24 protein-coding genes, 1 tRNA gene and 1 other annotated feature are annotated in these 25311 nt (G+C 37.5%); of the genes, 4 read left to right on the forward strand and 21 right to left on the reverse strand.

Annotated features, from left to right (window positions below):
• Positions 1–3 precede the first annotated feature (3 nt).
• The 11 genes from sufU to AB3I12_RS06980 all read right to left on the reverse strand — a co-directional run bounded on the left by sufU (position 4) and on the right by AB3I12_RS06980 (position 10137).
• Positions 4–474, reverse strand: coding sequence for a Fe-S cluster assembly sulfur transfer protein SufU (sufU, locus tag AB3I12_RS06930; protein WP_063626603.1), 471 nt, complete (start codon positions 472–474; stop codon positions 4–6).
• Complete coding sequence (locus tag AB3I12_RS06935) at positions 461–1696, reverse strand: cysteine desulfurase (RefSeq protein WP_063626601.1); 1236 nt, start codon at positions 1694–1696, stop codon at positions 461–463. The genes sufU and AB3I12_RS06935 overlap by 14 nt, the downstream gene beginning before the upstream one ends.
• Positions 1693–2982 carry a Fe-S cluster assembly protein SufD gene (sufD, locus tag AB3I12_RS06940; protein WP_063626599.1) on the reverse strand — a complete coding sequence of 430 codons (1290 nt, stop codon included), beginning with the start codon at positions 2980–2982 and terminating at the stop codon, positions 1693–1695. The genes AB3I12_RS06935 and sufD overlap by 4 nt, the downstream gene beginning before the upstream one ends.
• A gap of 13 nt (positions 2983–2995) precedes the next feature.
• Positions 2996–3769: a Fe-S cluster assembly ATPase SufC gene (sufC, locus tag AB3I12_RS06945; RefSeq protein ID WP_010738387.1), complete on the reverse strand. Its 774-nt coding sequence runs from the start codon at positions 3767–3769 to the stop codon at positions 2996–2998.
• A 456-nt stretch (positions 3770–4225) separates the two neighbouring features.
• Positions 4226–5074, reverse strand: coding sequence for a MetQ/NlpA family ABC transporter substrate-binding protein (locus tag AB3I12_RS06950; protein WP_010738388.1), 849 nt, complete (start codon positions 5072–5074; stop codon positions 4226–4228).
• A gap of 23 nt (positions 5075–5097) precedes the next feature.
• Positions 5098–5784 carry a methionine ABC transporter permease gene (locus AB3I12_RS06955; protein WP_010719980.1) on the reverse strand — a complete coding sequence of 229 codons (687 nt, stop codon included), beginning with the start codon at positions 5782–5784 and terminating at the stop codon, positions 5098–5100.
• Positions 5777–6811 (reverse strand): methionine ABC transporter ATP-binding protein, encoded by a 1035-nt coding sequence (locus AB3I12_RS06960; RefSeq protein ID WP_063626597.1) that lies wholly within the window; start codon positions 6809–6811, stop codon positions 5777–5779. Before AB3I12_RS06960 ends, AB3I12_RS06955 begins: the two co-directional genes overlap by 8 nt.
• Positions 6812–6887: 76 nt before the next feature.
• Positions 6888–7157, reverse strand: a binding site (T-box leader).
• Positions 7158–7245: 88 nt separating this feature from the next.
• Complete coding sequence (locus AB3I12_RS06965; RefSeq protein WP_034699629.1) at positions 7246–7584, reverse strand: glycine cleavage system protein H; 339 nt, start codon at positions 7582–7584, stop codon at positions 7246–7248.
• Between the two features lies 1 nt (position 7585).
• Positions 7586–7942 carry an arsenate reductase family protein gene (locus AB3I12_RS06970; RefSeq protein ID WP_010719983.1) on the reverse strand — a complete coding sequence of 119 codons (357 nt, stop codon included), beginning with the start codon at positions 7940–7942 and terminating at the stop codon, positions 7586–7588.
• A 5-nt stretch (positions 7943–7947) separates the two neighbouring features.
• The gene (locus tag AB3I12_RS06975; protein WP_010719984.1) at positions 7948–9144 is read right to left on the reverse strand and encodes an FtsW/RodA/SpoVE family cell cycle protein; all 1197 of its coding nucleotides are present in this window, start codon (positions 9142–9144) and stop codon (positions 7948–7950) included.
• 174 nt (positions 9145–9318) lie between these two features.
• A complete protein-coding gene (locus tag AB3I12_RS06980; protein ID WP_053765903.1) occupies positions 9319–10137 on the reverse strand; it encodes a LysR family transcriptional regulator in 819 nt (272 codons plus the stop codon).
• A gap of 318 nt (positions 10138–10455) precedes the next feature.
• Between AB3I12_RS06980 and AB3I12_RS06985 the strand changes: the two genes are divergently transcribed.
• Both AB3I12_RS06985 and AB3I12_RS06990 read left to right on the forward strand, forming a co-directional pair.
• Entirely contained in the window at positions 10456–11418 is a 963-nt protein-coding gene (locus tag AB3I12_RS06985; RefSeq protein WP_010719986.1) for a TDT family transporter, read from the forward strand.
• A 200-nt stretch (positions 11419–11618) separates the two neighbouring features.
• The gene (locus AB3I12_RS06990; protein WP_034866233.1) at positions 11619–12659 is read left to right on the forward strand and encodes a YeiH family protein; all 1041 of its coding nucleotides are present in this window, start codon (positions 11619–11621) and stop codon (positions 12657–12659) included.
• Between the two features lie 142 nt (positions 12660–12801).
• Here the strand turns inward: AB3I12_RS06990 and AB3I12_RS06995 are convergent, their stop codons facing one another.
• Positions 12802–13287, reverse strand: a complete 486-nt coding sequence (locus AB3I12_RS06995; RefSeq protein ID WP_063627689.1) for a methylated-DNA--[protein]-cysteine S-methyltransferase — start codon at positions 13285–13287, stop codon at positions 12802–12804.
• A 216-nt stretch (positions 13288–13503) separates the two neighbouring features.
• On the opposite strand from AB3I12_RS06995, the gene AB3I12_RS07000 reads away from it, so the two are divergent.
• Entirely contained in the window at positions 13504–14445 is a 942-nt protein-coding gene (locus AB3I12_RS07000; RefSeq protein WP_034699620.1) for a glycosyltransferase family 2 protein, read from the forward strand.
• A gap of 226 nt (positions 14446–14671) precedes the next feature.
• On the opposite strand, the gene AB3I12_RS07005 is transcribed toward AB3I12_RS07000, so the two are convergent.
• From AB3I12_RS07005 to AB3I12_RS07015, 3 genes are all read right to left on the reverse strand, one after another.
• The gene (locus AB3I12_RS07005; RefSeq protein WP_053765904.1) at positions 14672–16153 is read right to left on the reverse strand and encodes a helix-turn-helix domain-containing protein; all 1482 of its coding nucleotides are present in this window, start codon (positions 16151–16153) and stop codon (positions 14672–14674) included.
• A 137-nt stretch (positions 16154–16290) separates the two neighbouring features.
• Complete coding sequence (locus AB3I12_RS07010; protein ID WP_063626596.1) at positions 16291–16686, reverse strand: hypothetical protein; 396 nt, start codon at positions 16684–16686, stop codon at positions 16291–16293.
• A gap of 846 nt (positions 16687–17532) precedes the next feature.
• Positions 17533–17605, reverse strand: a tRNA-Thr gene (locus AB3I12_RS07015).
• A gap of 119 nt (positions 17606–17724) precedes the next feature.
• Here AB3I12_RS07015 and AB3I12_RS07020 point away from each other — a divergent pair.
• Positions 17725–17967, forward strand: a complete 243-nt coding sequence (locus tag AB3I12_RS07020) for a hypothetical protein (protein WP_010719992.1) — start codon at positions 17725–17727, stop codon at positions 17965–17967.
• Between the two features lie 394 nt (positions 17968–18361).
• On the opposite strand, the gene upp is transcribed toward AB3I12_RS07020, so the two are convergent.
• The 6 genes from upp to prfA form a co-directional block, all read right to left on the reverse strand.
• The gene (upp, locus tag AB3I12_RS07025) at positions 18362–18991 is read right to left on the reverse strand and encodes a uracil phosphoribosyltransferase (RefSeq protein ID WP_010719993.1); all 630 of its coding nucleotides are present in this window, start codon (positions 18989–18991) and stop codon (positions 18362–18364) included.
• 234 nt (positions 18992–19225) lie between these two features.
• Positions 19226–20173, reverse strand: a complete 948-nt coding sequence (locus tag AB3I12_RS07030) for an alpha/beta hydrolase (protein WP_063626594.1) — start codon at positions 20171–20173, stop codon at positions 19226–19228.
• Positions 20174–20706: 533 nt separating this feature from the next.
• Positions 20707–21951 carry a serine hydroxymethyltransferase gene (glyA, locus tag AB3I12_RS07035; RefSeq protein ID WP_368015648.1) on the reverse strand — a complete coding sequence of 415 codons (1245 nt, stop codon included), beginning with the start codon at positions 21949–21951 and terminating at the stop codon, positions 20707–20709.
• A 231-nt stretch (positions 21952–22182) separates the two neighbouring features.
• Entirely contained in the window at positions 22183–23214 is a 1032-nt protein-coding gene (locus AB3I12_RS07040; protein ID WP_053765908.1) for an L-threonylcarbamoyladenylate synthase, read from the reverse strand.
• 191 nt (positions 23215–23405) lie between these two features.
• A complete protein-coding gene (gene prmC, locus AB3I12_RS07045; protein ID WP_010719997.1) occupies positions 23406–24245 on the reverse strand; it encodes a peptide chain release factor N(5)-glutamine methyltransferase in 840 nt (279 codons plus the stop codon).
• Complete coding sequence (gene prfA / locus AB3I12_RS07050; RefSeq protein ID WP_010719998.1) at positions 24238–25311, reverse strand: peptide chain release factor 1; 1074 nt, start codon at positions 25309–25311, stop codon at positions 24238–24240. Before prfA ends, prmC begins: the two co-directional genes overlap by 8 nt.

Genomic DNA, 25311 nt, shown 5'->3' on the forward strand with positions numbered 1-25311 from the left:
TTCTCACTCCTCTTCCTGATGCACGTGATGGAAGGTTGCAGTGCCGTTTTCTTCCATTGCTTTTTCTAAGGCTTTCCAGCCTAATGTGGCACATTTGATTCTTGCGGGAAATTTGGCTACGCCACTGAGCATTGCTGCATCGCCTAATTGGTCGATGGCTTTGACTTCTTTTCCTTGGACTAATTGCGAGAAATCAGTGATCAATTGTTGTGCTTCTTCAACAGTTTTTCCCATGACAGCATCGGTCATCATGGATGCACTGGCTGTACTGATGGAACAACCGTTACCGTTGAATGCGATATTTTTGATGATTCCTTCTTTAACTTCGACTTGTAATTCGATGACATCGCCACAGGTCGGATTATTCAGTTCGATTCGACTGGTTGATTCAGTCAATGTACCTCGATGATGAGGATGCGAAGAATGATCAAGTATGACCTGGCGATAGAGATTATCTAGTTTAGAGAGTGCCATGTTGGAAAAACTCCTTCGTTGCAAGAATTGCTTCGACTAAACGATCTGCATCTTGTTTCGTATTATAAAAATAAAAGCTTGCTCGTGCAGTCGCCGAGACTTCTAAATAGTTCAATAAAGGTTGGGCACAATGATGCCCTGCACGAACAGCGACACCTTCCATATCTAAAGCAGTAGCTACATCATGAGGATGTAAGCCATCTAGATTAAAGGCGATGACTCCTGTACGAGTAGCGGGATCTTGTGGTCCATAAATGGTCAACCCATCGATTTGTTGTAGTTTAGGTAAGACATAGGCAATTAATTCTTTTTCATGATCATGGATATTGTCCAACCCAACGTTTTCGAGATAGTCAATCGCTTGACCTAGTGCGATGGCTCCAGCGATATTAGGTGTGCCGGCTTCGAATTTCCATGGAAGTTCTTTCCAAGTACTATCGTACAAGTCGACAAAGTCGATCATTTCGCCACCAAATTCGACTGGTTCCATTTGTTCTAACCATTTTCGTTTGCCATATAAGACTCCGATCCCAGTCGGTCCACACATTTTGTGTCCGCTAAACGCAAAGAAATCACAGTCTAATTCTTGGACGTTGATTGGCATATGAGGAGCGGATTGTGCGCCATCTACAACTAGTACCCCACCTTGCTCATGGACAAGTTTTCCTAGTTCTTTAACGGGATTGATCACACCTAAGACATTTGAAACATGAGCAATCGATACGATTTTTGTTTTGTTAGTGATCAATTGTTTTGCTTGTGTCATGTCTAAAAATCCGTCGGTAGTCAAGTCAATATATTTTAATGTTGCTCCTGTCTTTTTGGCTAATTGTTGCCAAGGAATGACATTGGAATGGTGTTCCATGTAAGAAATTAAGATTTCATCCCCTGCTTGCAGAAACTGTTCACCAAAGCTGCGAGCGACCCAGTTCAAACTCGTAGTAGTGCCACGAGTAAATAGGACTTCAGCAGTTTCAGCTGCATGGATAAACTTTCTGACCTTTTCCCTAGCGCCTTCATAGGCAAATGTTGCTCGTTCGGCTAAGGTATGGACTCCTCGATGCACATTGGCATTATCTTGTTCGTAGTATTTTTTTATTGCTTCAATTACTGCTGTTGGCTTTTGCGTAGTGGCTGCATTGTCTAAATAAACGAGCGGTTCATCATTGACTTCTTGAAATAATATTGGAAAATCTTCGCGAATGGTTTCTTTCAGAATCATACATTCAACTTCCCTTCAATAACCTCCACTAACTCTTTTCGGACTGCTTCTACTGGAATTGCTGTTAACACAGAGCCAAGGAAGCCTCGAATAACCAATCGTTCTGCTTCTTCTTTATGAAGACCACGGCTCATCAAATAATACATTTCTTCAGGATCGACCCGACCAACACTGGCAGCATGTCCTGCAGTGACTTCATTTTCATCAATGAGTAAGATCGGATTGGCATCTCCTCTTGCTTTATCTGAAAGCATCAATACTCGACTTTCTTGTTGGGCATCGGCTCCTTTTGCGCCTTTTAAGATATGTCCGATCCCGTTGAAAGTCAACGTCCCTTTTTCTCGGATCACACCATGTTGTAAGATATGTCCGATCGTATGAGGCGCTTTGTTCGTGACACGCGTATCAATTCCTTGGATTTGTTTTCCTGAGCTAATGGCAACGATTTTCACTTCTGCATGGGCGCCTTCGCCAACTAAATCAGAATCAAAATCAGCAATTACATGTCCATCATTCATCACGCCGATTGCCCAATCTACAGAAGCATCACGTAAAATATGACCTCGACGATTGATATAAGAAGTGATATTTTCTCCTAATTGATCGACAGCTGAATATTTGATTTTTGCTCCAGCTTTAGCGATTACTTCGACAATGATATTACCAGAAGCTTTTTGGATTTTCTCTTTAGTCGTTTGGAATCGTTCCAAGTAAGAGAACTCACTATGTTCCTCTGCGACGATCAAGACATGTTTAAAGAAATGCTGTGCTAAGTTGCCATCTTGGATGAATAAGCTCTCAATTGGCTCATTGATCACGACATTTTTAGGAACATATAAAAACACTCCGCTGTTCATGAAAGCAGCATGTAAAGCGGTCAATTGATCTTCATCCATTTTCACTGCTTTTTCCATATAGTATGGTTTGATTAAATCTGGATGCTCTTGGAGCGCTGTGAAGATATCTGTAAAGATCACGCCTTTTTCCATGAGTTCCACTGGTAATTGTTCAAAGATCGTACTTGTTCCTTCTTGCACCAACACAGGGTTATCTTTCATTACGTCAAACCCAGCTACATTTCCTGTCTCACTAAAGTGGTCTGTGAACTCATGGATATCGAATAATGGCCAGCGATGGAATTTTACACGATCGATCTGAGGAAGTGGTAATTGATTGGCTTTTTCTAACGCTGCTTGACGTAATTGGGTCATCCATTCAGGTTCCCCTTTGCTTAAAGAAAAATTGGTAACTGCGTCAAGTTGGTCGAGCCAGTTCGTTTCTTTCATTTTCCGCTCCTCCTTACGCTTCTTCTTCTTTATAGTCAATTCCTAGTTCTTTGCTGATGCCAGCATACCCTTCTGCTTCAAGTCGTTTCGCTAGATCTGCATTCCCAGTCATCACGACACGTCCTTCCATCATGATGTGGACGACATCAGGAGTGATATAATTCAATAATCGTTGGTAGTGGGTGATGATCAATGCGCCAAAGTTTTCGCTACGCATTTCATTGACCCCTTTTGCTACGACTTTCAATGCATCGATATCTAACCCAGAATCAATTTCATCTAAAATGGCAAAAGTTGGTTCTAACATCAATAATTGTAAGATTTCATTTCGTTTCTTTTCGCCACCAGAAAAGCCTTCATTCAAGTAACGTTCGGCCATTTCTTCTGGCATATTTAACAGCGCCATTTTTTCATCTAATTTTTTCAAGAAAGTCAAAACAGACATTTTATCGTCTTCATCACGTTTGGCATTGATCGCTGCACGCATAAATTCTGCATTCGTGATCCCAGGAATTTCGCTTGGGTATTGCATCGCTAAAAATAATCCTAGACGTGCCCGTTCATCGACCTCTAAATCTAAGATATTTTTTCCGTCAAATAGGATCTCGCCTTCAGTGACTTCATAGTTTGGATTCCCCATAATAGCGGCTGACAGCGTCGATTTCCCTGTTCCATTTGGTCCCATAATGGCATGGATCTCGCCTGTTTTCATCGTTAAGTTTACGCCTTTAAGAATTTCTTTCTCTTCAATTGAGACGTGTAAATTTTTTATTTCTAAGACAGACATGCAAATTCCCTCCAGATTCTGTTTCGTTCTCACTTATTTTAGACTAATTGAGAATAGAGCGCAATGTTATAACCCACTAAAATCAAAACTTTTTTCACGAGTTATCATTAAATCAATATTACTAGATAATAATATTTATAAAGAAACTTCTGTTTTTAGTATTCATAGATCACTGGTTATGTTGTTTTGTTTTATGTAAAACGATAGGTAAACGTTGGCTTGCAGAATGATGTCAGTACGCATCTCTTGATTACCGCTTACCTGTTCTTAATAAATGCTTCTTGAAAAATGCCATAATAAAGAGAGTTCTCTATTGGTTACATAGCTAATTTATTCACTATCCACTCTACAAAAAAACATCAAAGCTAGTAAAATCAACTAACTTTGATGTTTTTGATGACTTGATTATTTTTTAGATTAACATTTGATTTTGTTCAACTCTATTTTTTGAAGTGCTTATTTAGCATCAGCTGCGACAGGTTTGACTGAACCGCCCCATTTGTCTTCGATCCATTTTTGAACGTCTTCACGGTGTAAGACTTCAAGTAATTTTTTGATTTTTTCGCTATTTTCATCACCTTTACGTGTGGCAATGATATTCACATATGGTGAGTTGTCTTCTTCTAATAAGACAGAATCTTTCAATGGATTCAAACCAGCACCATAAGCAAAGTTTGCATTGATCGCTACTAAGTCACCTTCATCATTTTGATAAGTAGAAGCTAACAAAGAAGGATCAATCGAATGATTGAATTTTAAGTTTTTAGGGTTTTCAGCGATGTCATCAAACGTAGCTGTTTCTAGATCTACGCCATCTTTTACCTTAACTAAGCCAGCATTTTGTAAAATAGTGATGATTCGTCCCCAGTCAGATTCTGAATTTGAAGTAATCACTGTTGCGCCGTCTTTTAAATCAGCAATGTCTTTGATTTTCTTTGAGTACAAGCCCATTGGTTCAATATGGACAGCACCCGCATTGACAAAATCATAGCCTTTTTCTTTGATTTCTTTATTTAGATAAGGAATATGTTGAAAATAATTGGCATCGATATCGCCTTCTGCTAAAGATTGATTTGGTAAAATGTAGTCATCGAATTTCACGATCTCTAAATTAATGCCTTCGTCTTTCAATAGCGGTTGGACGTGTTCCAAGATTTCTGCATGAGGTGTTGGTGATGCGCCTACTTTTAAAGTTGTATCGTCACTTTTTGATGAAGCACCTTTACTATCGCTATTATTGCCACAAGCTGCTAACCCTACAGTCAGCAAGACCGCTGCTGCAAATCCAAAAATTTTCTTTTTCATATCCTTTATCCTCCTATTTCTTCTTATCTTTTATCTGTTTTCTTTGTTAAAAAGTCCCCGATTCCTTGAACAATAAATACAATGACTAGTATCACTAACGTTGCCACAAATGTCACGGTCAGATTACCACGTTGGTAACCTTCTTGCCAAGCAAGACCTCCCAAACCACCAGCTCCGATCGCACCCGCCATCGCAGTAAAGCCGATCATCGAAATGGTAGTAACTGTCAATCCGGAGATCAGCGCAGGCACGCTTTCTGGTATCAAGACTTTCCAAATAATTTCCCAGTAGCTGGCACCCATCGCATCCGCCGCTTCTAAAACTCCAGGACTAACTTCACGAAAAGCAATTTCAACTAGACGAGCATAAAATGGGGCAGCTGAAAGTACCAAGGCAGGAATAGCAGCTTGCGCCCCTAACATGGTTCCGACGATTGCTTTCGTGAATGGAATGATCAAGACCATCAAGATCATAAATGGTGTAGATCGAAAGATATTACTAATAATCGAAACAATGCCATAAATGATTCGTGCATAAGGTTTATTTTTCCGTCCAATCGAATACAGGATCAAACCTAGTACCAAACCAATGATGGTCACTAATACCATGGACACCAACGTCATATACAGCGTATCGATGAATGCTTGTTTCATCGTTTCCATGTTGATTTGACTAAAATCTAAATACGTTTCTGCAAAGCTTTTATCCACGGTGGATCACCTCCACTCCAACACCTTGTTCTTTAATAAACCGCTCTGCTTGATCCAATTCGTTCTCTGACCCAGTCATCAGTGTCGTTAAGGAACCAAAAGAACCTTCTGCTGTTTGTTTGATTTTACCGTAAACGACATTGATGTCGACGTTATACTGACGAATGGCTTGAGAGATGACTGGCTCGTTAGCATTTTTTTCGTTGAACACTAATGTCACTAATCGACCTTTTGGATTTTCTTTGATCAATTCAGCCAATAATTCTTTTGAGTCTGCTTCTGGTTCGATATCTTGTTGCACGAAACGTTTTGTTACTTCTTGTTTTGGATTTTTGAAGACTGTCAAAACATCGCCTTCTTCCACAACTTTTCCTCGTTCCATCACAGCTACCTTGTTACAGATTTTACGAATCACGTTCATTTCGTGCGTGATCAATACGATCGTTAAATGTAATTTCTTATTGATAGCTAATAAAAGATCCAATACTTCTTCAGTGGTTTGTGGATCTAGCGCACTGGTTGCTTCGTCACAAAGTAAGATCTCAGGTTCATTTGCCAACGCTCGAGCTATCCCAACTCTTTGTTTTTGTCCTCCTGAAAGTTGAGAAGGATAGGCATTTCCTCTACCTTCTAATCCGACTAATCCAAGTAATTCTTCTGCCCGTTCTTTACGTTGAGCTTTAGGTACGCCTGCTAATTCTAATGGTAGTTGGATATTTTCTAAAACTGTCCGTGACCATAACAAATTGAAATGTTGGAAAATCATACCGATTTTTTTACGAAATGTTCTTAGGTCTTTATTTTTTAGTTTGGTAATTTCTTGGTCATTCACAACAACCGTTCCGCTAGTAGGTAGCTCTAATCCATTCAATAAACGGACAAGTGTACTTTTACCTGCTCCAGAATAGCCAACGATGCCGTAAATATCACCCTTTTCAACAGTTAATGAAACATCATTTACCGCTTGGATCGTTCCATTTTTACCACCAAATGTTTTCTCAACATTGGTTAATTGGATCAATGACATATCGCTCACATCTTTCTTTTATTTTTTACATGGAGATCAAGTAGGAAACAAAAAAGCTTCCGCCCCCTTGCTTTAGCAAAAGGACGAAAGCTGAAACTTCCGTGTTACCACCTTGATTTGCTGCTATCTCACAATAACAACCTTTACCAGTACTTGGGTCATCGTTCTTTCATCATAATCATGCCCGTATACCGTTGTGCTGTAACGGGCACCCCCGTAGTAAGTTTGCAAGGCTCACCTACTCTGCTCTAAGACCATCTTCCATCTCATTTCCGTTACCCTTTTTCAGCAATCAGGGCTCTCTTTGAACGTCTGTGACATGTACTCTTCTTTTCAAAGCTTTATTTATGATTGTTCTGATTATAGCAGTTGGAAAATAACGTGTCAACATTTTACCGGTTACTTCTTTAAAATTTTCTGAAAATTGCTAACTCTTATAATTTCTCAAATTCTGTTGGATCGACTTCTTTAAAGCTTAAAAGCCAAGCATTCATTTCATCTTGATCATTTAAGACATTGATATCTTCATTGATTTTTTCATTCACGGAAGAAACCGTACCGCTTAACGGGCTAGCAAATTCACTGACCGCTTTTTCAGCTTCCACTTCGATCAAAGGCTCCCCGCTTTGATAAGACTGACCAGCTTTTGGCAAATTGGCAAATGTGATATCACCTAATTCTTTTTGTGCTTCATTGGTTAAACCGACACAATATTCTTTCCCATTAAATAAGATCCAAAGGTTATCTTTTTTCTTCAAGTGTTTCCCAGCCATTTTATATCAATACTCCTTCGTATATTTTTTCATTAAAACCGATTGCGACGAGTTGTTTGCCTTTGACGATCAGGGGACGTTTGATCAACATCCCATCACTTGAAAGAATGCGACTAGCTTCATTGATCGAAAAATCAGCCACTTGGTCTTTTAGCCCCATTTCCCGATACTTCATGCCACTCGTATTGAACAGACGACGTAATGGAATCTCATTATGTTCCAACCAGTCTGTGATCATTTCTTCCGATGGTGGACTAGCAATCATATCAATTACTTGATAATCAACATGATGCGCATCCAACCAAGCTTTCGCTTTTTTGCAAGTGGAACATTTCGGATACCAATAAAAACGATACAACAGTGTTACCTCCTAGAAGTTTTCGCAGGCGCCTCATTTTGATACCTCATGGATAATATCAAACCGATACCAATCATATTTCCAAGGATCGATGACCCACCTTGACTAATGAATGGCAGGGGAATCCCTGTTAATGGTAAGAGTCCAATATTAGCACCAATATTTTCAAATACATGGAACAAGAGCATCATGATCAAGCCGCTGGCGATATAAGCATAAAATTCATTGTTCGTATCAAAGCAGACACGAATCATACGATAAATCAAAATAAAATACAAGAAGATGACGAATGCGCCACCGATAAACCCAAAATTCTCACCAATCACGGTGAAAATCATATCTGATTCACGAACAGGTACATAGATATTACTTACATTGAATCCTTTACCTAATAATCCACCAGTTCCTATTGCGAGCAACCCTTGTGCTGGCTGATAGCTCATCCCAGTCGTGTCATGGAATGGATCAAGCCAAGAATCGATACGAGCAAACTGGTAAGATTTAAACCCGATTTTATATAATAAATCTCTTCCGCCTTCTGTGGTAACTAAAAAGATCGTCCCAGCACCGACAATCACTGCCAAAGCAATTACGGGCACGATAATGCGCCAAGAGATACCAGACATTAAGAAAACTCCACCAAAAATTGCTAAGAATACCAGCATGGTCCCAAAATCATCTTGTGCCATAATCAAGGCTAAAACCGGGAGCGTCACAATCAACATCTTGGCGATCAACCAAAAATCTGATTTGAGCGTTCGTTCCTTCATCTGAGTATTATGTTTTGTCACGATCAACGCCATCATTAAAATATAAGCAATTTTCATTAACTCTGCTGGCTGAAACGTCAAGGAACCAAAACTAAACCAGTTTTTGGAACCGGTCGACTGGGCGAGGTTGCGGTCATAAAACTTTAACAAGAGTCCCATTACAATTAGACCAAAACCATAGAGATAAGGTGTTAATTTCCAGATCCATTTGGAATTCAAATGCATAATCACGACAATAGCAATTGAGCCCACGATATACCAAATCGCTTGCATCCCAACACCTCTTACTACCGAAGGGTGGTTAGGGTCATGACTCAGCGCGACATATAAAGAAAGCAATCCAATCAAACATAATAAGAAGACTGGTAATATGACGCCATAATCAATGCGATTATCACGATTATTATTAGAAGCTTTTATTTTTTTTTCCATGTTTCATCCCTTTTCTTAAAAACCATACTGTTCTATATTATAGCGGTCTAGCGGCATAATTGAAAGCCAAAGCAAATACATTTGGGAAAACTTAAAATTATTCTTATCTAATCATCTGCCTTGCTACTCTTCAGTTAGACCCATCATCGAGATAACAGATAACGTTCTGACGAATCATTTTTGATAGCGTTCATTATATCTCAAGATCTCTTTACCAATCGCTTGTAAATTCTCTGAAACTAAATTTGTTCGCTGGATCAAATAAAAATTTCGATGATACGCTAATTTCTCGGTTGGTACTTCTGGTGGCACTGCACGTTTTGATAAAATCGAACGTCCTACTCCTTCCTTTAAAAGAGCGGCAATGACTTCGTTGCTTTTTACTAACAACTTTTTCCCATGGATATTTTTTTCTTCAAAATACCGTTGCGTATAATGAAAAACTCCAGAAGTTGTTTCTCGAACTAACCATAACTGACTGTCAGGATCCCCCGCAATCACTAGTTCATCCTCCATCAATGAAAACCTTTGAACACCAGAAGTTTCTAAAGGTTTTTCGATAAAACCAAAGTCAGCCTCGTGTTTTGCTACTTGTTCCAACGCATCATGAGAATTGGCATAGGCAATCACAAAATTAATTTTAGGATATTTCAAAAGCAAATCTTTCAACAATTTTGGTAACAGATAGACGGCAAAAGTGTGAGAAGCAACGATTCGGCAAACTTCTTCTTCATTTTGTTCATCTAGTAATTGTTGTTGTGTTTCTTGCCACTCTTCTAATAAAACTAACGCTCGTTCGTAGAGTAGATCTGCTTGTTTTGTCGGCTTCATTTCTTTCCGACCATTTCGCTCAAAGAGAATCACTCCTAATTCTCTTTCCAGCTGTTTGATTTGATTTGAAACAGCAGGTTGAGATAAGAAAAGTAATTCGGCTGTTCGAGAAAAATTTCTTGTTTCGTATACGACACGAAAAGTTGTTAACAATTTCAGCATGCGATCACTTCCATAATTATTTATTATAGTAACTATATCAACTATTTGATTTAAATATATCATGAAATGACTATAATAGTAAATGTAACGCACAATATATGAGATTGAAAAGCAACGAATGTTTCGATCTCGCTCAGACATAAAAAGATCGTTACTTGTATTCTTAATGATCAGTCAGGGCTACCGATTTGTTTATTTCCCAATAAATAGTCATTCATAATTATTTATGCAACCTACTATCAACCTTTCCACCTGACTGATCATTTTGTTCTGAGCTTTAGACGACACACTCATCTTATGAAAAGGAGAATTCAATTAATGAAGAATTTTTTAAAACTTATTCCTGTCCCGATTTGTGGGCTCATTCTAGGTTTAGCTTCGCTAGGTAATCTGTTTAAAGAATATCATTGGATTCATCTAGGGAATATCATTGGTGGGATTAGTATGATTCTCATGATCCTAATGTTTAGCAAATTGTTCCTATTATTTGAACATACGAGACAAACATTACACGATCCAATCATTGCCTCGGTTTCACCGACTTTTACGATGTCATTAATGGTTATTTGTACTTACTTTGTACCATTTACGCACCTCTTACCAATCGTTCGGATCATCTGGCTTGGCGCTGTCCTGCTACAAGTGATTTTAGTTGTTTACTTTACTTACCATCATGTAATCAAAGCAGACTTATCACTGGAAGTCATTTATCCAAGTTGGTTCATTATTTATGTTGGTTTCGGGGTAATTACAGTAACTGCTGGAAACTTTTTCCCATTCATTGGCCAACTATTCTTTTGGTTATCTCTAGCTTGTTACGTTTTCTTATTGCCAATCATCATCCATCGGGTATTTTTCGTGAAAAACATGGCACATCCTACACTACCATTGATCACGATCGTTGCAGCTCCGGGATCGCTTTGTTTAACTGGCTATTTGAAAAATTTTGCGCAACCTTCCTTTTATTTAGTCGTTGCCTTATTTATCCTTTCGCAAACTTTATATTTTATCGTGCTATCTCTTTTACCACGATTACTTAAACTACATTTTTATCCAAGCTACGCTGCTTTTACCTTTCCACTAGTTATTTCTGCAACTGCTATGTTTTGTGCTGTAAATTACTTTCATTCATTAGGGATCGCTACTGGCTTTTTAACGATCTTGAAACTGGTTGAATTAGTAATCGCTACTGGAATGGTGCTTTATGTATTAGGTCATTATATCCGCTTCTTGTTCAAAGAACATGGAAACACAAATAAATATGTCCCTAAAGAAATTTAATTAAGATGTTATTCTTCTGTCTTTTTCAAATTTAGAAAAAGGCAGAAGATTTTTTGCGTTTTTAAACTTTGTCAATCAAAACGAATAGTGCTACTATTATCAAGGATATTCTTGAGTTCAGAGTCGTCGTCCTCTAAATACGAGTACCCGTTTTTCAACTCTGAAACATGCGCACAGATAATGAAAGGAATTTTTAGAACATGAATCTACAAGTAACCATTAATCAATTTAAAAATCAAGGCTCACGAAGAATCTTACCTGGATTACTTCTTGCTTTTTCAGTAGCAGTCATGAGCAAACTTCTCGCATTGTTGCTCCCACAGCTTGGTGCTGCCACGATCGCCATTTTATTAGGGATCTTGTTAGGTAATACTTTTTTCAAACAACCTTCTTTAGCCATTGGAACAAAATTCGCTGAAAGCAAATTATTGGAATGCTCCGTTTTCTTATTGGGAGCAACGGTTACGGCTCAAACGATTGCTCAAATCGGCATTAAAGGGATTGCCTTCGTCTTGTTGCAAATGAGTGTGACGATCGTCGGTGCCTATTGGATCGGCAAGAAATTGTTATTTAGTGATACAGCTTCCTTGATGATGGCAGGAGGAAATGCTGTTTGCGGTTCTTCGGCTATTGCAGCGATCGCTCCAGTGATCCATGCTGAAGAGGAAGAAAAAGGACAGATCATTACATTAGTTAATTTATTAGGAACGATCATGATGCTTTCTTTACCTTTTCTTGGCTTACACTTATACGGAGATCACTTAATTGAAAAAAGTGCCCTTTTAGGTGGAACACTTCAATCTGTTGGACAAGTAGTCGCTGGCGCCAGTTTGCTTGATGCTTCAGTTGTTCAATTTGCCATGCTCTTTAAAATTTTAAGGATCATGATGTTAGTTGCTGTTGTCTATTTATTTGAAAAATTTATCCAAAAAAAGACAGCTTCTGCTGAAACGATTTCGTCTGACAGTCCCAAGAAAAGAAGATTCCCATTACCATGGTATGTTTTAGGCTTTTTAGTTTTCTGCTTGCTCAACAGCCTATTTACGCTCCCAACTTTTATCGACAAAGGGGCTCACTTTATTAGTAATTGGTTTGAAATCACTGCTTTAGCCGCAATTGGTTTACGTTTAGATTTCGCTAAATTCATGAAAGAAGGACCTCGATTCTTATCTTATGGTCTAGCAGTTGGTTTACTGCAAACTGTTGCTGCGCTGCTATTCATTTGGTTAACAACACTATAACTACCGGATTCCACTGGTATAAGCGGTCTGCCTTTGTTGGCTTCATAAAATCCCCAGACTTAAAACCACCCCTTCGCCCCAAAATAGTCATTTCTATTTCAGGGCGAAGGGGTGGTTTTTAGTTCAATGATTCCAGTTCTTTTTATTCAGATAGTGCTTTTTCTAATACAAGTAGTTGACGTTTGATCAACAAGCCAGCTTCCGAATTTCCCATATAACCGGTTAATTGACCGTTTTGTCCAATCACTCGATGACATGGAATCACGATTGGTAATGGATTCATGCGATTCGCTTGTCCGATTGCTCGGACCGCTTTGGGATGATCAATGGTTTCTGCTATTTTTTTATATGTGCGTATTTCTCCATAAGGAATCTCTTGCAATGCTTGCCAAACCTTTTGTTGAAAAATCGTGCCTGTGTTTATTGATAACGGAAGTTGAAAGTCCTGCCGGTTGCCCTCAAAGTACTCAGCCAATTGACGTTCTGTTTCAAGTAGGATTTCTTGTTTCTTTCCTTGATCCTGTGCACCATTTACCGCCATTTCTTCAATCGGATGAAACGAAACCTTCGTCAACCCATTCTGATCTGCATCTAACCATAATTCTCCAATTGGCGTATTTATTTTCATTTTCATCGTCTAATCCTGAATGAACTAGACTTGCCCTCCTCTACCGTTCTACTATTTTATTTATCTTGTATTATTTTGGCTAAAAATGCAATTTAAAGTTTTATTAAGTGTCAGCTTAATGATAAACTAAAAATGATAATTACTTAAGTAACAGAAAATACAGTTTATTTACTATTCTGTTCGAACAAATAATATTTGCTTGAAAGGATTTATCATATGAAAATATCAATTGTTGTCCCTTGCTATAACGAAGAAAAGACTGTACCGCTTTTTTTCGATGAAGTAGAAAAATTCAAAGACGGACACGAGTTTGAATACTTGTTTATTGATGATGGCTCCTCAGATGGTACGCTACAAGCTATTAAAGCATTAGCGAGAAAATATGAATATGTGAGATTCGTTTCTTTTTCTCGAAATTTCGGAAAAGAAGCTGCCCTCTATGCGGGTTTACAAGCTTCGACCGGGGAGCTAATCACAGTAATGGACGTTGATTTACAAGATCCTCCAGAATTACTACCACTCATGATTGAAAAAATCACGACAACTGACATTGATTGCGTAGGAACGAGACGCTCAACAAGAGAAGGAGAACCAGTGATTCGGAGTTTCTTCGCTAAACGGTTCTATCAGTTGATCAATAAAATCAGTGACACAGAAATGGTAGATGGTGCAAGAGATTTCCGCTTGATGACTCGACAGATGGTTGATGCTGTTTTAGAGTTAACCGAGTACAATCGTTTTTCAAAAGGATTATTTAGTTGGGTCGGTTTCAAAACAGAGTATCTTTCCTTTGAAAACCGTGAACGAGTGGCTGGTGAAACCTCTTGGTCCTTTTGGAAATTATTCAATTATTCGATTGATGGAATCGTCAATTTTTCAGATGCACCACTAACGATCGCCTCTTTCACTGGCGCTCTTTCTTGTATTGGTTCGGGAATTGCTATTTTATTTATCATTGCACGAGCCTTATTATTTGGTGACCCGACAGCCGGCTGGCCTTCAATGGTATCGATCTTTTTATTTATCGGCGGTATCCAATTACTATGCCTAGGGATCATTGGCAAATACATTGGTAAAATTTTCCTTGAAACCAAACAACGCCCCGTTTATATCATACGTGAAACAGAACAAACCATCGTTTCTCGTGAAAAAGAATAAGTCGTGAATACTGACAGTCGTGAGAATAGCTATTTCTATTTCGAGATGTTCTCCCTTCGTGCCCAAGGTTTTCTCTATAAAAAAACACCTGAAATGAGCGTTTGATTTCAGGTGTTTTTTTATTTTTCTAGTTAGCAAATACATTACTTCTAAACATAACAATAACATTCCGATAAAGCTATTGAATGAATCTCTGTCACATTATAGGCAGGTAAAAGAAAAAAGACTAGCTGGTAGAGGAAACATTGGACGTTTCCTTTTGATTTACGACATTTTTTTCGCTGATGCATTGTTTAATTTGTTTAATTAGTTCTTGCCAATTATGATTGTTGGGCAATCGTTGCCATAAGATATGGGTACATTGAAGGTTTCCTAAATGAAAGTCAGAAATATAGATATCCGTTTTCGAAGAAATAACTTTTTCAATGACTATTTTTCCAGCTAAGGAATATTGGAGATGTTCTGCAATAAACTCTTCATACGCTTTTCCATAAGAAAAATCCAACGTAATATAAACAGCTTCTTCAACTGCTTCTAAGGGAAAATTTTCAATCAATTCCATCATATAGTACATGTATAAATCTGCTTTTTCTTCTTCATTAAGTAAAATAGAACGAGCTGTTTCCATAATGGTTTCATTGACTTTCTGATCAAATAAAGGATATTCTTCTCTTAAAAATTGAAAATTATGGATATTTCCAAAACGATGATGGATATCGGGCATAAATAACAACCGTTCATGTATCGGTTGCACATTTTTCAATAACACTTTAAACAGACGTTGATCAACAAAAGTTGAATCAGCAATACCTTTTAGCATACTTGAATAATTATTGTTAAAAATTGACAGTGTCGGATCTAGTTCAGAAAAATCTAGACAAGACTTCTTATCAATGATCCGATTAACATATAAATAGGCATACAAGACTGAAGCTTCTTTTACTGCTACTGTATCTGATATTTGGTACTCTGTCTTTAATTTTCCTGCAAGTTTTTGAACCAATATTGAGGTCTGATCAACTTTGATCGTCAGATGTGCTTCATCCAAATACGCTTTTCTCTGAATCCGAAGCGCACTGATTGATAGAAATAAAGATAATTTATAACGTAAACTATTACGGATTCTAATTCTAAAAAATTGTTCGATCCAAAATACAAGCCGATCACTTTGGTTTTTTTGTTGCTCAGTAAAAGGGGAATCAATCCCATTCAAATTATGGAGAATGCCATACCCTACCGAGCGAATCTTCCATTCATTCCCTACTATCTTATTTTTCTTAATAATGAGATGATCTTTTTCTAACAATTTATTGATTCGTTTTTTATAAAGATATAAAGAAGAATTTGAAATGTAATGATCGGTCGTAAATTTATTAATCGGTCGGTTTGAAAACAGCAGGAAAATAAGCAGCTGATAAGTTAGTGAACTATTTAAATAGTGCTGACGTAATTTAAGAATGTTCTCATCACAAATAAAAGAATATACTTGAATAACGCCCCGCTTTACGACAAAAAAATCATTTAAGCATAATTTCTGTTCTAGCTCCATTTTCAACTCATGAATTAATTTACTTAATTTAAATTTAGATATACCTGTTTTCTGCGCTAAAAAAGAGATTTCTACTCTTTCACCAAGTTTTGTCTGAATAAGTTCCAAAAGTTTAATTTTCATTTTTGAGTTTTCATCTAGCAACTGAACGATATCCATTTCGCCATTCCTTTCCCTAATTACTTCCAGTAGATGAATTCAATACACTAGAAGTATGCTAATTATTCAGTTTTGCTCTTTTTCCAAAAGACCTGATAGTCTTCAAGAGCATTGAATCCTATTCCAAACATTTCGAATCAGAGGCTAGAAAGGTTCTTTTCGTTCGTTTTTGACAAACTTCGTTGTTTTATTTGTTGCTGTGTAGTTGGTTTTATTTGCTGTTTTATTTGCTGATGAACTTGATAAACGATCTGTTTTACTTCATTTTTATTTATATTTTGAGTTTCAACAAGCTCTTTATTTTGAAGTTGACTAGGAATTTTAGGCGCTTCATTTATCGTTATTTTATGGTAAACATAAGTAACTGGTTGATACTGATCATTCAATGCATCCATACGCTCATCTGAAAACTGGCTCTCATCCAAAAGATTTCTTTCAAGTGTTGCTGCGTAAGCAAATGTTGTCCCGTTAGTAAGAACCTGACCAACAACTAACCCCATCACCAATACCTGATAAATTTTTTTCTTTTTCATTTTTCCCTCCTAATTTAAAATAAATTCAAATATATAATTAGAATAGAGTGTTTTTTATTGAATAAACACCAATTTTTTCCGTTTTTTTCTATTTTTTTCACTTTTAAAATAAAAAATAATAGTATTATGAAGGTTTGCTTATGTTTGCATATAAATATGAAAAATAAATAACTAATTTCAAGTGAATTTTTTTGATCGTCAAATTTCTTCAACTTTTAAATCAGAAGGTCATGAAGCAAGATCATACAGACCATCGTTTATTTCAATATAAAAATACAACTACAGAACTAGTTCGCTATCATTAATAACGACAAATAAATAACCAATAAAAAAATCGGTATAACATTTTAAAAATTAGTAATCTATATTTACAGTGAAAAAAAAGGCGACTTAGATAGCAAAAAAAGGAATAATGTGCCAAATAATTGACTTGATTTAAGAAAAAAATCATTTCCTATCCGCTTTTTTCCTATCCATAATTTTACATTTATTAGAAATCCCACTTAGTTTTTTTATAAAAAAGAACGAAACCTCTAGTTGTGCCAAACTCCTTTAATTTTCAACAGTTTTATGAGTCCATCTGTTTTAGCACTTGATGGCTGTCATTTGTTCAACAAAAAAACATCAAAACTAGTAGAATCTACTAATTTTGATGTTTAAAAATTGGTTGAAGAACCAGATCTTGATGCTTCTTCTCAGTTATTGAATAGTAAAACAGATCCAGAATAGACATCCCCGTATTCGCTATTTTTAATGATGGTCCTTCCTCTTCTTTTCAAATTCCTTACGAAAAAAAGCAACGATCTCAAAATAAAAAATCTTTGAGATCATTGCTTTTATAAATGATGCCAGCTGCAGGGATCGAACCTGTGACCTACGCGTTACGAGTGCGTTGCTCTACCAACTGAGCTAAGCTGGCGTTTCCATATGAAATTATATACGTATTTTAAAAATTTGTAAAGGCACAAGTGTAAATTTCGTTCTATTTCATGATTTTTTTCATAAAACGTGGTATAATTGATATGAAAGGCAGGTTTTATGAAAATGGCAACGTTTGGAAAATTTGATACAACTATCGTACCGTCAGAATTTGGGGAAAAATTTACGATCGACACTCACGTGACATTTATGATTCATGGAACACCGCAAACTGGAACAATTTCAAAACAACTGAAAAACTCGGCTGTGGTTGAAATTGACAAAACAGATGAAAATGCCAATTTAATGACACAAAGCAAAGGTGTAATCATCATCAATTACAAAGAATTGAAGAAAATTTAACACTAACCATCTCTGCGTTTTTTGGGATGGTTTTTTTATTTGAAAAATTTCATCAACTATCTAGGATTACTTATTCCATTCATGTCATCATAAACGTGCCTATTGTTCTCTCTAACTTAAAAATAGTTTTTTTTCTCACATCAATAAAGACTTATGAGATGTCAAAAACTATCCTCTATTCTTTTGCTGTTCCTCTTGTTCACTTAAGATTTCGCAAGACTCCATCCGTTTTTTCAAATTCCGTATATTCTTTGATCCATTTTCTTGCAGCTATTCTTTGAATAAACTACTTTCTATCAAAACCATGATAAAATTACTAGAATTAATAACAAACAAAAAACCATAATAGAATAAGAAATCCTACTATGGTTTGGTGCCTTAGCGTTTATTATTTTTATTTCGTACCAAATAAACGGTCCCCTGCATCGCCTAGACCTGGAACGATGTAGCCGTGTTCATTCAATTTTTCATCTAATGCAGCTGTGTAGATATCAATATCTGGATGTGCTTCTTGTAAAGCTTTTACACCCTCTGGAGCAGCTACTAGACAAACAAATTTGATATTTGAAGCGCCACGTTCTTTTAATGCATCGATCGCCATGATCGCTGAGCCACCTGTCGCTAACATTGGGTCAACAACAAATAATTGTCGTGCATCGATATCTTCAGGTAATTTTACGAAATATTCATGAGGTTCAAATGTTTCTTCGTCACGGTATAACCCGATATGTCCGACTTTCGCAGCTGGGATCAATTCTAAAATACCGTCAACCATCCCAATACCTGCTCGTAGAATCGGAATGATCGCTACTTTTTTACCAGATAACGTTTTTTGAGTTGTTTCTGTAATCGGTGTTTCGATTACGATATCTTCTAATGGCATGTCACGTGATACTTCATATGCCATCAACATAGCAATTTCGTCGACAACCTCACGGAAAACTTTTGTTCCACAATCTTTGTCACGAATAATAGTTAGTTTATGTTGGATCAATGGATGGTCGATTACTTGGAATTTGCCCATTTTTCTGGTCTCCTTTGTTCTGTCGTTTCTTTTTAATTGTAAAACAAAAAGACCCAATTGACTAGTCAAACCAACAACTTTTCAAAAGAAAATAAAATAAATAAAACAACAGTAATCAAAAATAAAAAAAAGCAGTAAAAAATAACAAAAAAGCTTTGAACAATGAATTTTTTTGTTATTTTTACTGTCTTTTAGTCAGATTAATATTACATATATCTGGTTATATAAATAGGATCATCGATCCTGCTGTAACCACTGAGTCGCTAAAAGCATCGCTGCTCTGGTAGCATTGGTTTGGTCCAATGAATTGACCATCACAAAATCGTGGATCATCCCTTGAAAACGAACCTGGGTGACTGCCACACCTGCATCACGTAACTTCCGAGCATAAGCTTCTCCTTCGTCTCTTAAAACATCCGCTTCACCAGTTAAAATCAAAGCTGGTGGTAAATCTGCCAACTCTTCAGAAGTCGCTCGTAATGGTGATGCTGTGATTTCTGACCGCTCTGAATCATCAGTTGTATATTGGTCCCAAAACCATTTCATTCCTTCTTTTGTTAAAAAATAGTTTTCGGCAAATTCTTGATAAGAATCAGTAGTGAAATTGGCATCCGTCACCGGATAAAACAAAAGTTGTTTTTGGATCGGCAACCCTTGGCGTTCTTTGGTTAAAATAGTCATTACAGTTGCCATATTACCTCCAACTGAATCGCCCGCTACCGCTAATTCAGATAAATCTAACCCTTTTGATTCCGCTAGTTCACTTAGCATTTGTAAGACTGCATAGCTTTGTTCGATCGCTGTTGGATATTTTGCTTCCGGCGAACGGCTGTACTCTGGAAAAACGACGACCGAGTTCGTGCGAACGGCTAATTCACGAATCAACTTGTCATGAGTTTGTGCGATACCAAAAACCCAACCAGCTCCATGAATATAGAAAATCACTGGTAATTTATCAGTATTTCCTTCTGGACGGACAAAACGAACGTTGATGGCCCCCCATTGACCAGTATCAACCGTTAAATCTTCAATGTCGACTGGTAGTTTATCAACGGGCGATTCTTGGACTTTTTCTAATAGTGCTCGTCCTTCTTCAGGTGGTAATTCGTAGATTCTTGGGTGGGGAGCATTTGCATCACTAAATTCGATTGCTGCTTTTTCTAATGAGATTCGTTCGGTCATCATGGTTCCTCCCTAGATTATAATAAAAAGCCAAATTACACCTCATATACTAGTGAGCCCCAATGAAAAAGTCAAAAAATCAGTTTGTTTGTTTTCTCTCAAACTCAGTCAACATAAGCATTCCCCATACTTCCCCCAGTACCTCCGTCTTAGTTTATCCAATCATTAAAACAAAACCTCAACACTTCCATACCTAATCCATCTCAGTCCTATATCTCAGGCTATTTTAAATAGATCTCACCAATGTATTCGTGCTACATCGATAGAAGAAAACTTTTGCCTAAATAAAACTAAAACACCCAAAAGAAGCGATTCCAACAACTTTCCCTTGAAAAAGTATCCACACCCAATAAGCCATTTCAAAAAATAATCCAAAGAATTCCAAAAACAGGAGAAGCGATTTTGGATTCTTCGGATTATTTTTAATACACAGTAAATTTCAGCAAAACTAAGAATTTTGGAACAGTTGCTTTTTTATGTCTGCTGATGGTACTTCTTGCCTTAAGCGACTCGTTTTGTAGTGATTATTCCTTTTATTTATTATATAAAGGATATTTTTCAGTCAATTCACGCACACCAGCTTTGACTTCAGCTAATTCGGCTTCATTCTCTTTGGCTTGTAAAGCTTTGACGATCAATTCCGCCACCTTCGCAGCATCTTCTTCTTTGAAGCCTCTTGTAGTAATTGCTGGAGTACCGATACGGATACCGCTAGTCTTGAACGGGCTAAGTGTTTCAAATGGAATTGAATTTTTGTTAACCGTAATATTCACACTATCTAAAATACTTTCGGCTTCTTTCCCGTTTAACTCTAATCCACGGACATCGATTAAAACTAAATGATTATCCGTTGCGCCAGAGACCACTCTTGTACCGATTGCTTGATTGAAGACTTTTGCCATCGCTTTGGCATTAGCAATAACCTGTTCACTGTATTCTTTAAATTCAGGTGTCAATGCTTCTTTGAATGCTGCTGCTTTCCCTGCAATGACATGCTCTAGTGGTCCACCTTGGATGCCAGGGAAAACTGCACTATTGATTTTTTTCGCTAATTCTTCATTATTGGTCAAAATCATACCACCACGTGGTCCACGTAATGTTTTATGAGTGGTTGTCGTAGTAATGTCCGCATAAGGGATTGGACTTGGATGGACACCAGCTGCAACTAAGCCAGCGATATGTGCCATATCAACCATTAATTTCGCACCAACTTCATCAGCGATTTCTCTAAATTTTTCAAAATCAATGATTCTACCATAGGCACTTGCTCCGGCAACGATCAATTTTGGTTGATGTTTTCTAGCTAAAATCCGCACAACATTGTAATCAATGACTTCTGTTGTTGGATCAACACCATAGTCTACAAAATGGTACGTTTTTCCACTAAAGTTGACAGGAGAACCATGAGTCAAATGTCCACCTGCTGAAAGATCCATCCCTAAAATCGTGTCACCAGGTTCTACTAAAGCAAGATATGCTGCCGTGTTCGCTTGTGAACCAGAATGAGGTTGAACATTGACAAATTTTGCACCGAATAATTCTTTTGCACGATCGATCGCTAAACTTTCAACGATATCGACAAATTCACAGCCACCATAATAACGATGCCCAGGGTAACCTTCTGCATATTTATTTGTCAAGATACTTCCTTGAGCCGCCATCACTGCTTCAGAGACAAAATTTTCGGAAGCGATAAGTTCCAAATTATTTTCTTGTCTTTCTTCTTCTTTTGCGATTGCTGCCCATAAATCTGGGTCAAACGTTTTGTAGTCTACCACACACAACAGCTCCTTCTTATTGTTTACTAAGAAATCATGAATCAACTAGCAATCTAGGCACGATCAGCTAAAATCCTTAACTGGTCATTCAGATCGCTGTAAAAAGCTATATCTCACGAATGATTGCTGATTCTTTCTCTTTTGAACATGATCTCTCAGTTTTATTCAAGTTTATTCAAGTAGAGTTTACTTTATTGCATTGTATCATAATAAAGTATGGGTACAAGCTACCTACGTTCTTTTTTCAAAATATTTTTGTCCCGCTGATTTTTTTAAGCGATTCATATAAGCATTTCCCAGACCTTCTTCTGGAAATACTGCAACAAAGATCATATCAAGTCCAAGGTTCTTCTCATCTAACCCACGTAATCCTGCAAATAATCCTTTCGTAGCGGCTTCTACTGAATCATCAAAATACATGTAGACTGCTGCTACATCAAAACGAACAGCTTCAGCAATTTTAGGACCTGCAATTACTCCAACACGCAAATGTTCTTCTTTCGCCCATTTTACAGCGGCTTCCCAATCATTTTCTTGGACCATCATGACTTGCGTATCAGGCGAATAGTGCTTATATTTCATTCCTGGTGATTTAGGTGTTTCAGTGCTTTGGACTAAATGACGATCAACGGCTACCTTTCCACCGATTACTTTTTCAAGCTGTTCTTTGGTCACCGCTCCTGGACGTAAAATCATGGGTTCACGATCCGGATCACTGAGATCGATCACGGTTGATTCCACACCAATTCGGGTTGCACCATCATCAATGATCCCATTGATTTTTCCTTTTAAATCATGATAGACATGTTCCGCAGTCGTTGGACTAGGTTTTCCCGAAGTATTCGCACTAGGACCAACAATTGGTATACCAGCTAATTGGATGACTTCAAGTGTTTTTTTGTTATCTGGCATACGAAAAGCAGCTGTGGATAACCCACCTGTTACAATAGGTGGTAAAGACCCTTTTTTGATCTTAAAAATAAGTGTTAAGGGACCTGGCCAGAAATGATTGACGATTTTTTCCGTTAAAGGATGAAAGTTATCCACAAATTGTTTTACTTGCTCAAACGATGAAACATGGACAATCAAAGGATTATCTTGTGGACGACCTTTGACCGAAAACACTTCGGTTACCGCTTCAGGCAAAAGTGCATTAGCGCCTAGTCCATAGACAGTTTCAGTTGGAAAAGCAACGAGTTCGCCACTTTTTAATGCTTGTGCTGCTTCTGATAATTGTTCTTCATGATAATAGTTTGTTTCCACAGTCTATCCACACCCTCATTTTTCAATATGCTTGATTTATTCTACTTTATCCTCATGTTATCAACAGAGTGTTGATAACTATTTTGTCAATAGTGGATAAGTATGTTGATAAGTCAATAACTCGTTTTCATCCTTGTAAAATCAATGTTTTTTTATGATAAAAAAACATAAAAAATATTTTTCATCCACAATCAGCTCATCACAGAAACTATTCGTTCATTTCCAAATAAATCTTTATGAATACTTACTTGTTTATTGGGGAATGCCGTTTGAAAGATTTGTTTCACGATTTCCCCTTGGCTAAATCCTATTTCCAAAAATAGTTTTCCCTCTGGTTTCAAACATTGTTTTGCTTCTTTTGCTATTTTTTTATAGATGGCTAATCCTTCATCTTCGGCAAATAATGCCATTTTAGGTTCAAATGTCCGAACACTTTCATCCATCAATTCCCATTCATCGAAACGAATATACGGCGGGTTGGAAATAATGACGTCAAAGGTTTGATCACTGACCGGTGCCAGTGTATCTCCATGATAAAAATGGATCGCCAGTCCAGCTTGTTGCGCATTCTCTTTCGCTACTGAGAGAGCTGCTGGAGATAGGTCCACAGCCGAAACGTCCCAGTTCTTTCTTGCAGCTTTTAAACTGATCGCAATTGCCCCTGTTCCTGTTCCAATATCTATGACCTTCAAGTTTTGTTCTGACGTTTCTTGCAAACATCGTTCAACTAATTCTTCTGTTTCCGGTCTAGGGATCAAAGTGTCCTCTGTCACTTTTAGGCGGTGGCCATAAAAGTCAGCATACCCCAACAAATATTGAGGCGGATAATTGTTCATCAAATGCTCCAGATCTTGTTCGATCATCTGTTGATCTTCGCTAGAAATGGGCTCATTCATCTGCAACAACCAATCAAGTTTTTGCCAACCTTTACGTTCAAGAAAAAGAAATTGGATACTATGACCTTCTTTTCCATGATCTTCTAAAAAAGAAGAAGCCCGTGATAGGACTTCTAAATACGTGGTCTTACCCATTTTGCATTTCTTCCAATTTTGATGTTTGGTCATACATGATCAACGCATCCACGATCTCATCCATTTTTCCAGCAAGGATTTGATCTAATTTTTGGATAGTTAAACCAATACGATGGTCAGTCACACGGTTTTGCGGGAAATTATACGTACGGATCCGCTCAGAGCGATCACCCGTTCCAACGGCTGATTTACGGTTTGCATCGTATTCACTTTGTGCTTCTTGTTGGATTTTATCATAGACACGGGCACGTAAAATCTTCATGGCTTTTTCACGGTTTTTCAGCTGTGAACGTTCATCTTGCATTGCTACCACGATTCCAGTAGGTAAATGAGTTAGACGAACTGCCGATGCTGTTTTATTGACGTGCTGACCGCCAGCCCCTGATGCATGATAGATATCTGTTCTGATATCTTTATCTTCAATATCGATTTCTACTTCTTCTGCTTCTGGCATGACCACAACGGTTGCTGTTGATGTGTGGATTCGTCCTTGTGATTCTGTAGATGGCACTCGTTGTACACGATGCGCACCACTTTCATATTTTAATTTTGAATAGACATTTTCTCCAGAGATCATCATGATGACTTCTTTATAGCCACCGATACCAGTAATACTTGCCTCCATCACTTCCGTTTTCCAACCTTGTGATTCTGCATATTTCTGATACATGTTGAATAAGTCACCAGCAAATAACGCTGCTTCATCTCCACCTGCTGCCCCACGGATTTCCATGATGATGTTTTTATCATCGTTCGGGTCCTTTGGTAGTAATAAGATTTTGATTTTTTCTTCTAATTCTTCTTTTTCTTTTTTCAAATCAGATAATTCTTCTTTGGCCATTTCAGCCATTTCATCATCTAACTTTTCACCTAATAGCTCTTCTGTATCTTTGATCCCTTGTACGACATCTTTGTAACGACGGTAGACATCAACAGTTTCACGAGTGTTTGCTTCTTCTTTTGACAATTGCATAAAACGTTTCGTATCTGAAATTACTTCTGGATCGCTTAGTAGCTCGCCCAGTTCTTCATAACGGTCTTCAATTGCTTGTAATTGATCGTACAT

Source organism: Enterococcus sp. C65 (assembly GCF_040887165.1).
GTDB classification, from domain to species: domain Bacteria; phylum Bacillota; class Bacilli; order Lactobacillales; family Enterococcaceae; genus Enterococcus_B; species Enterococcus_B hirae.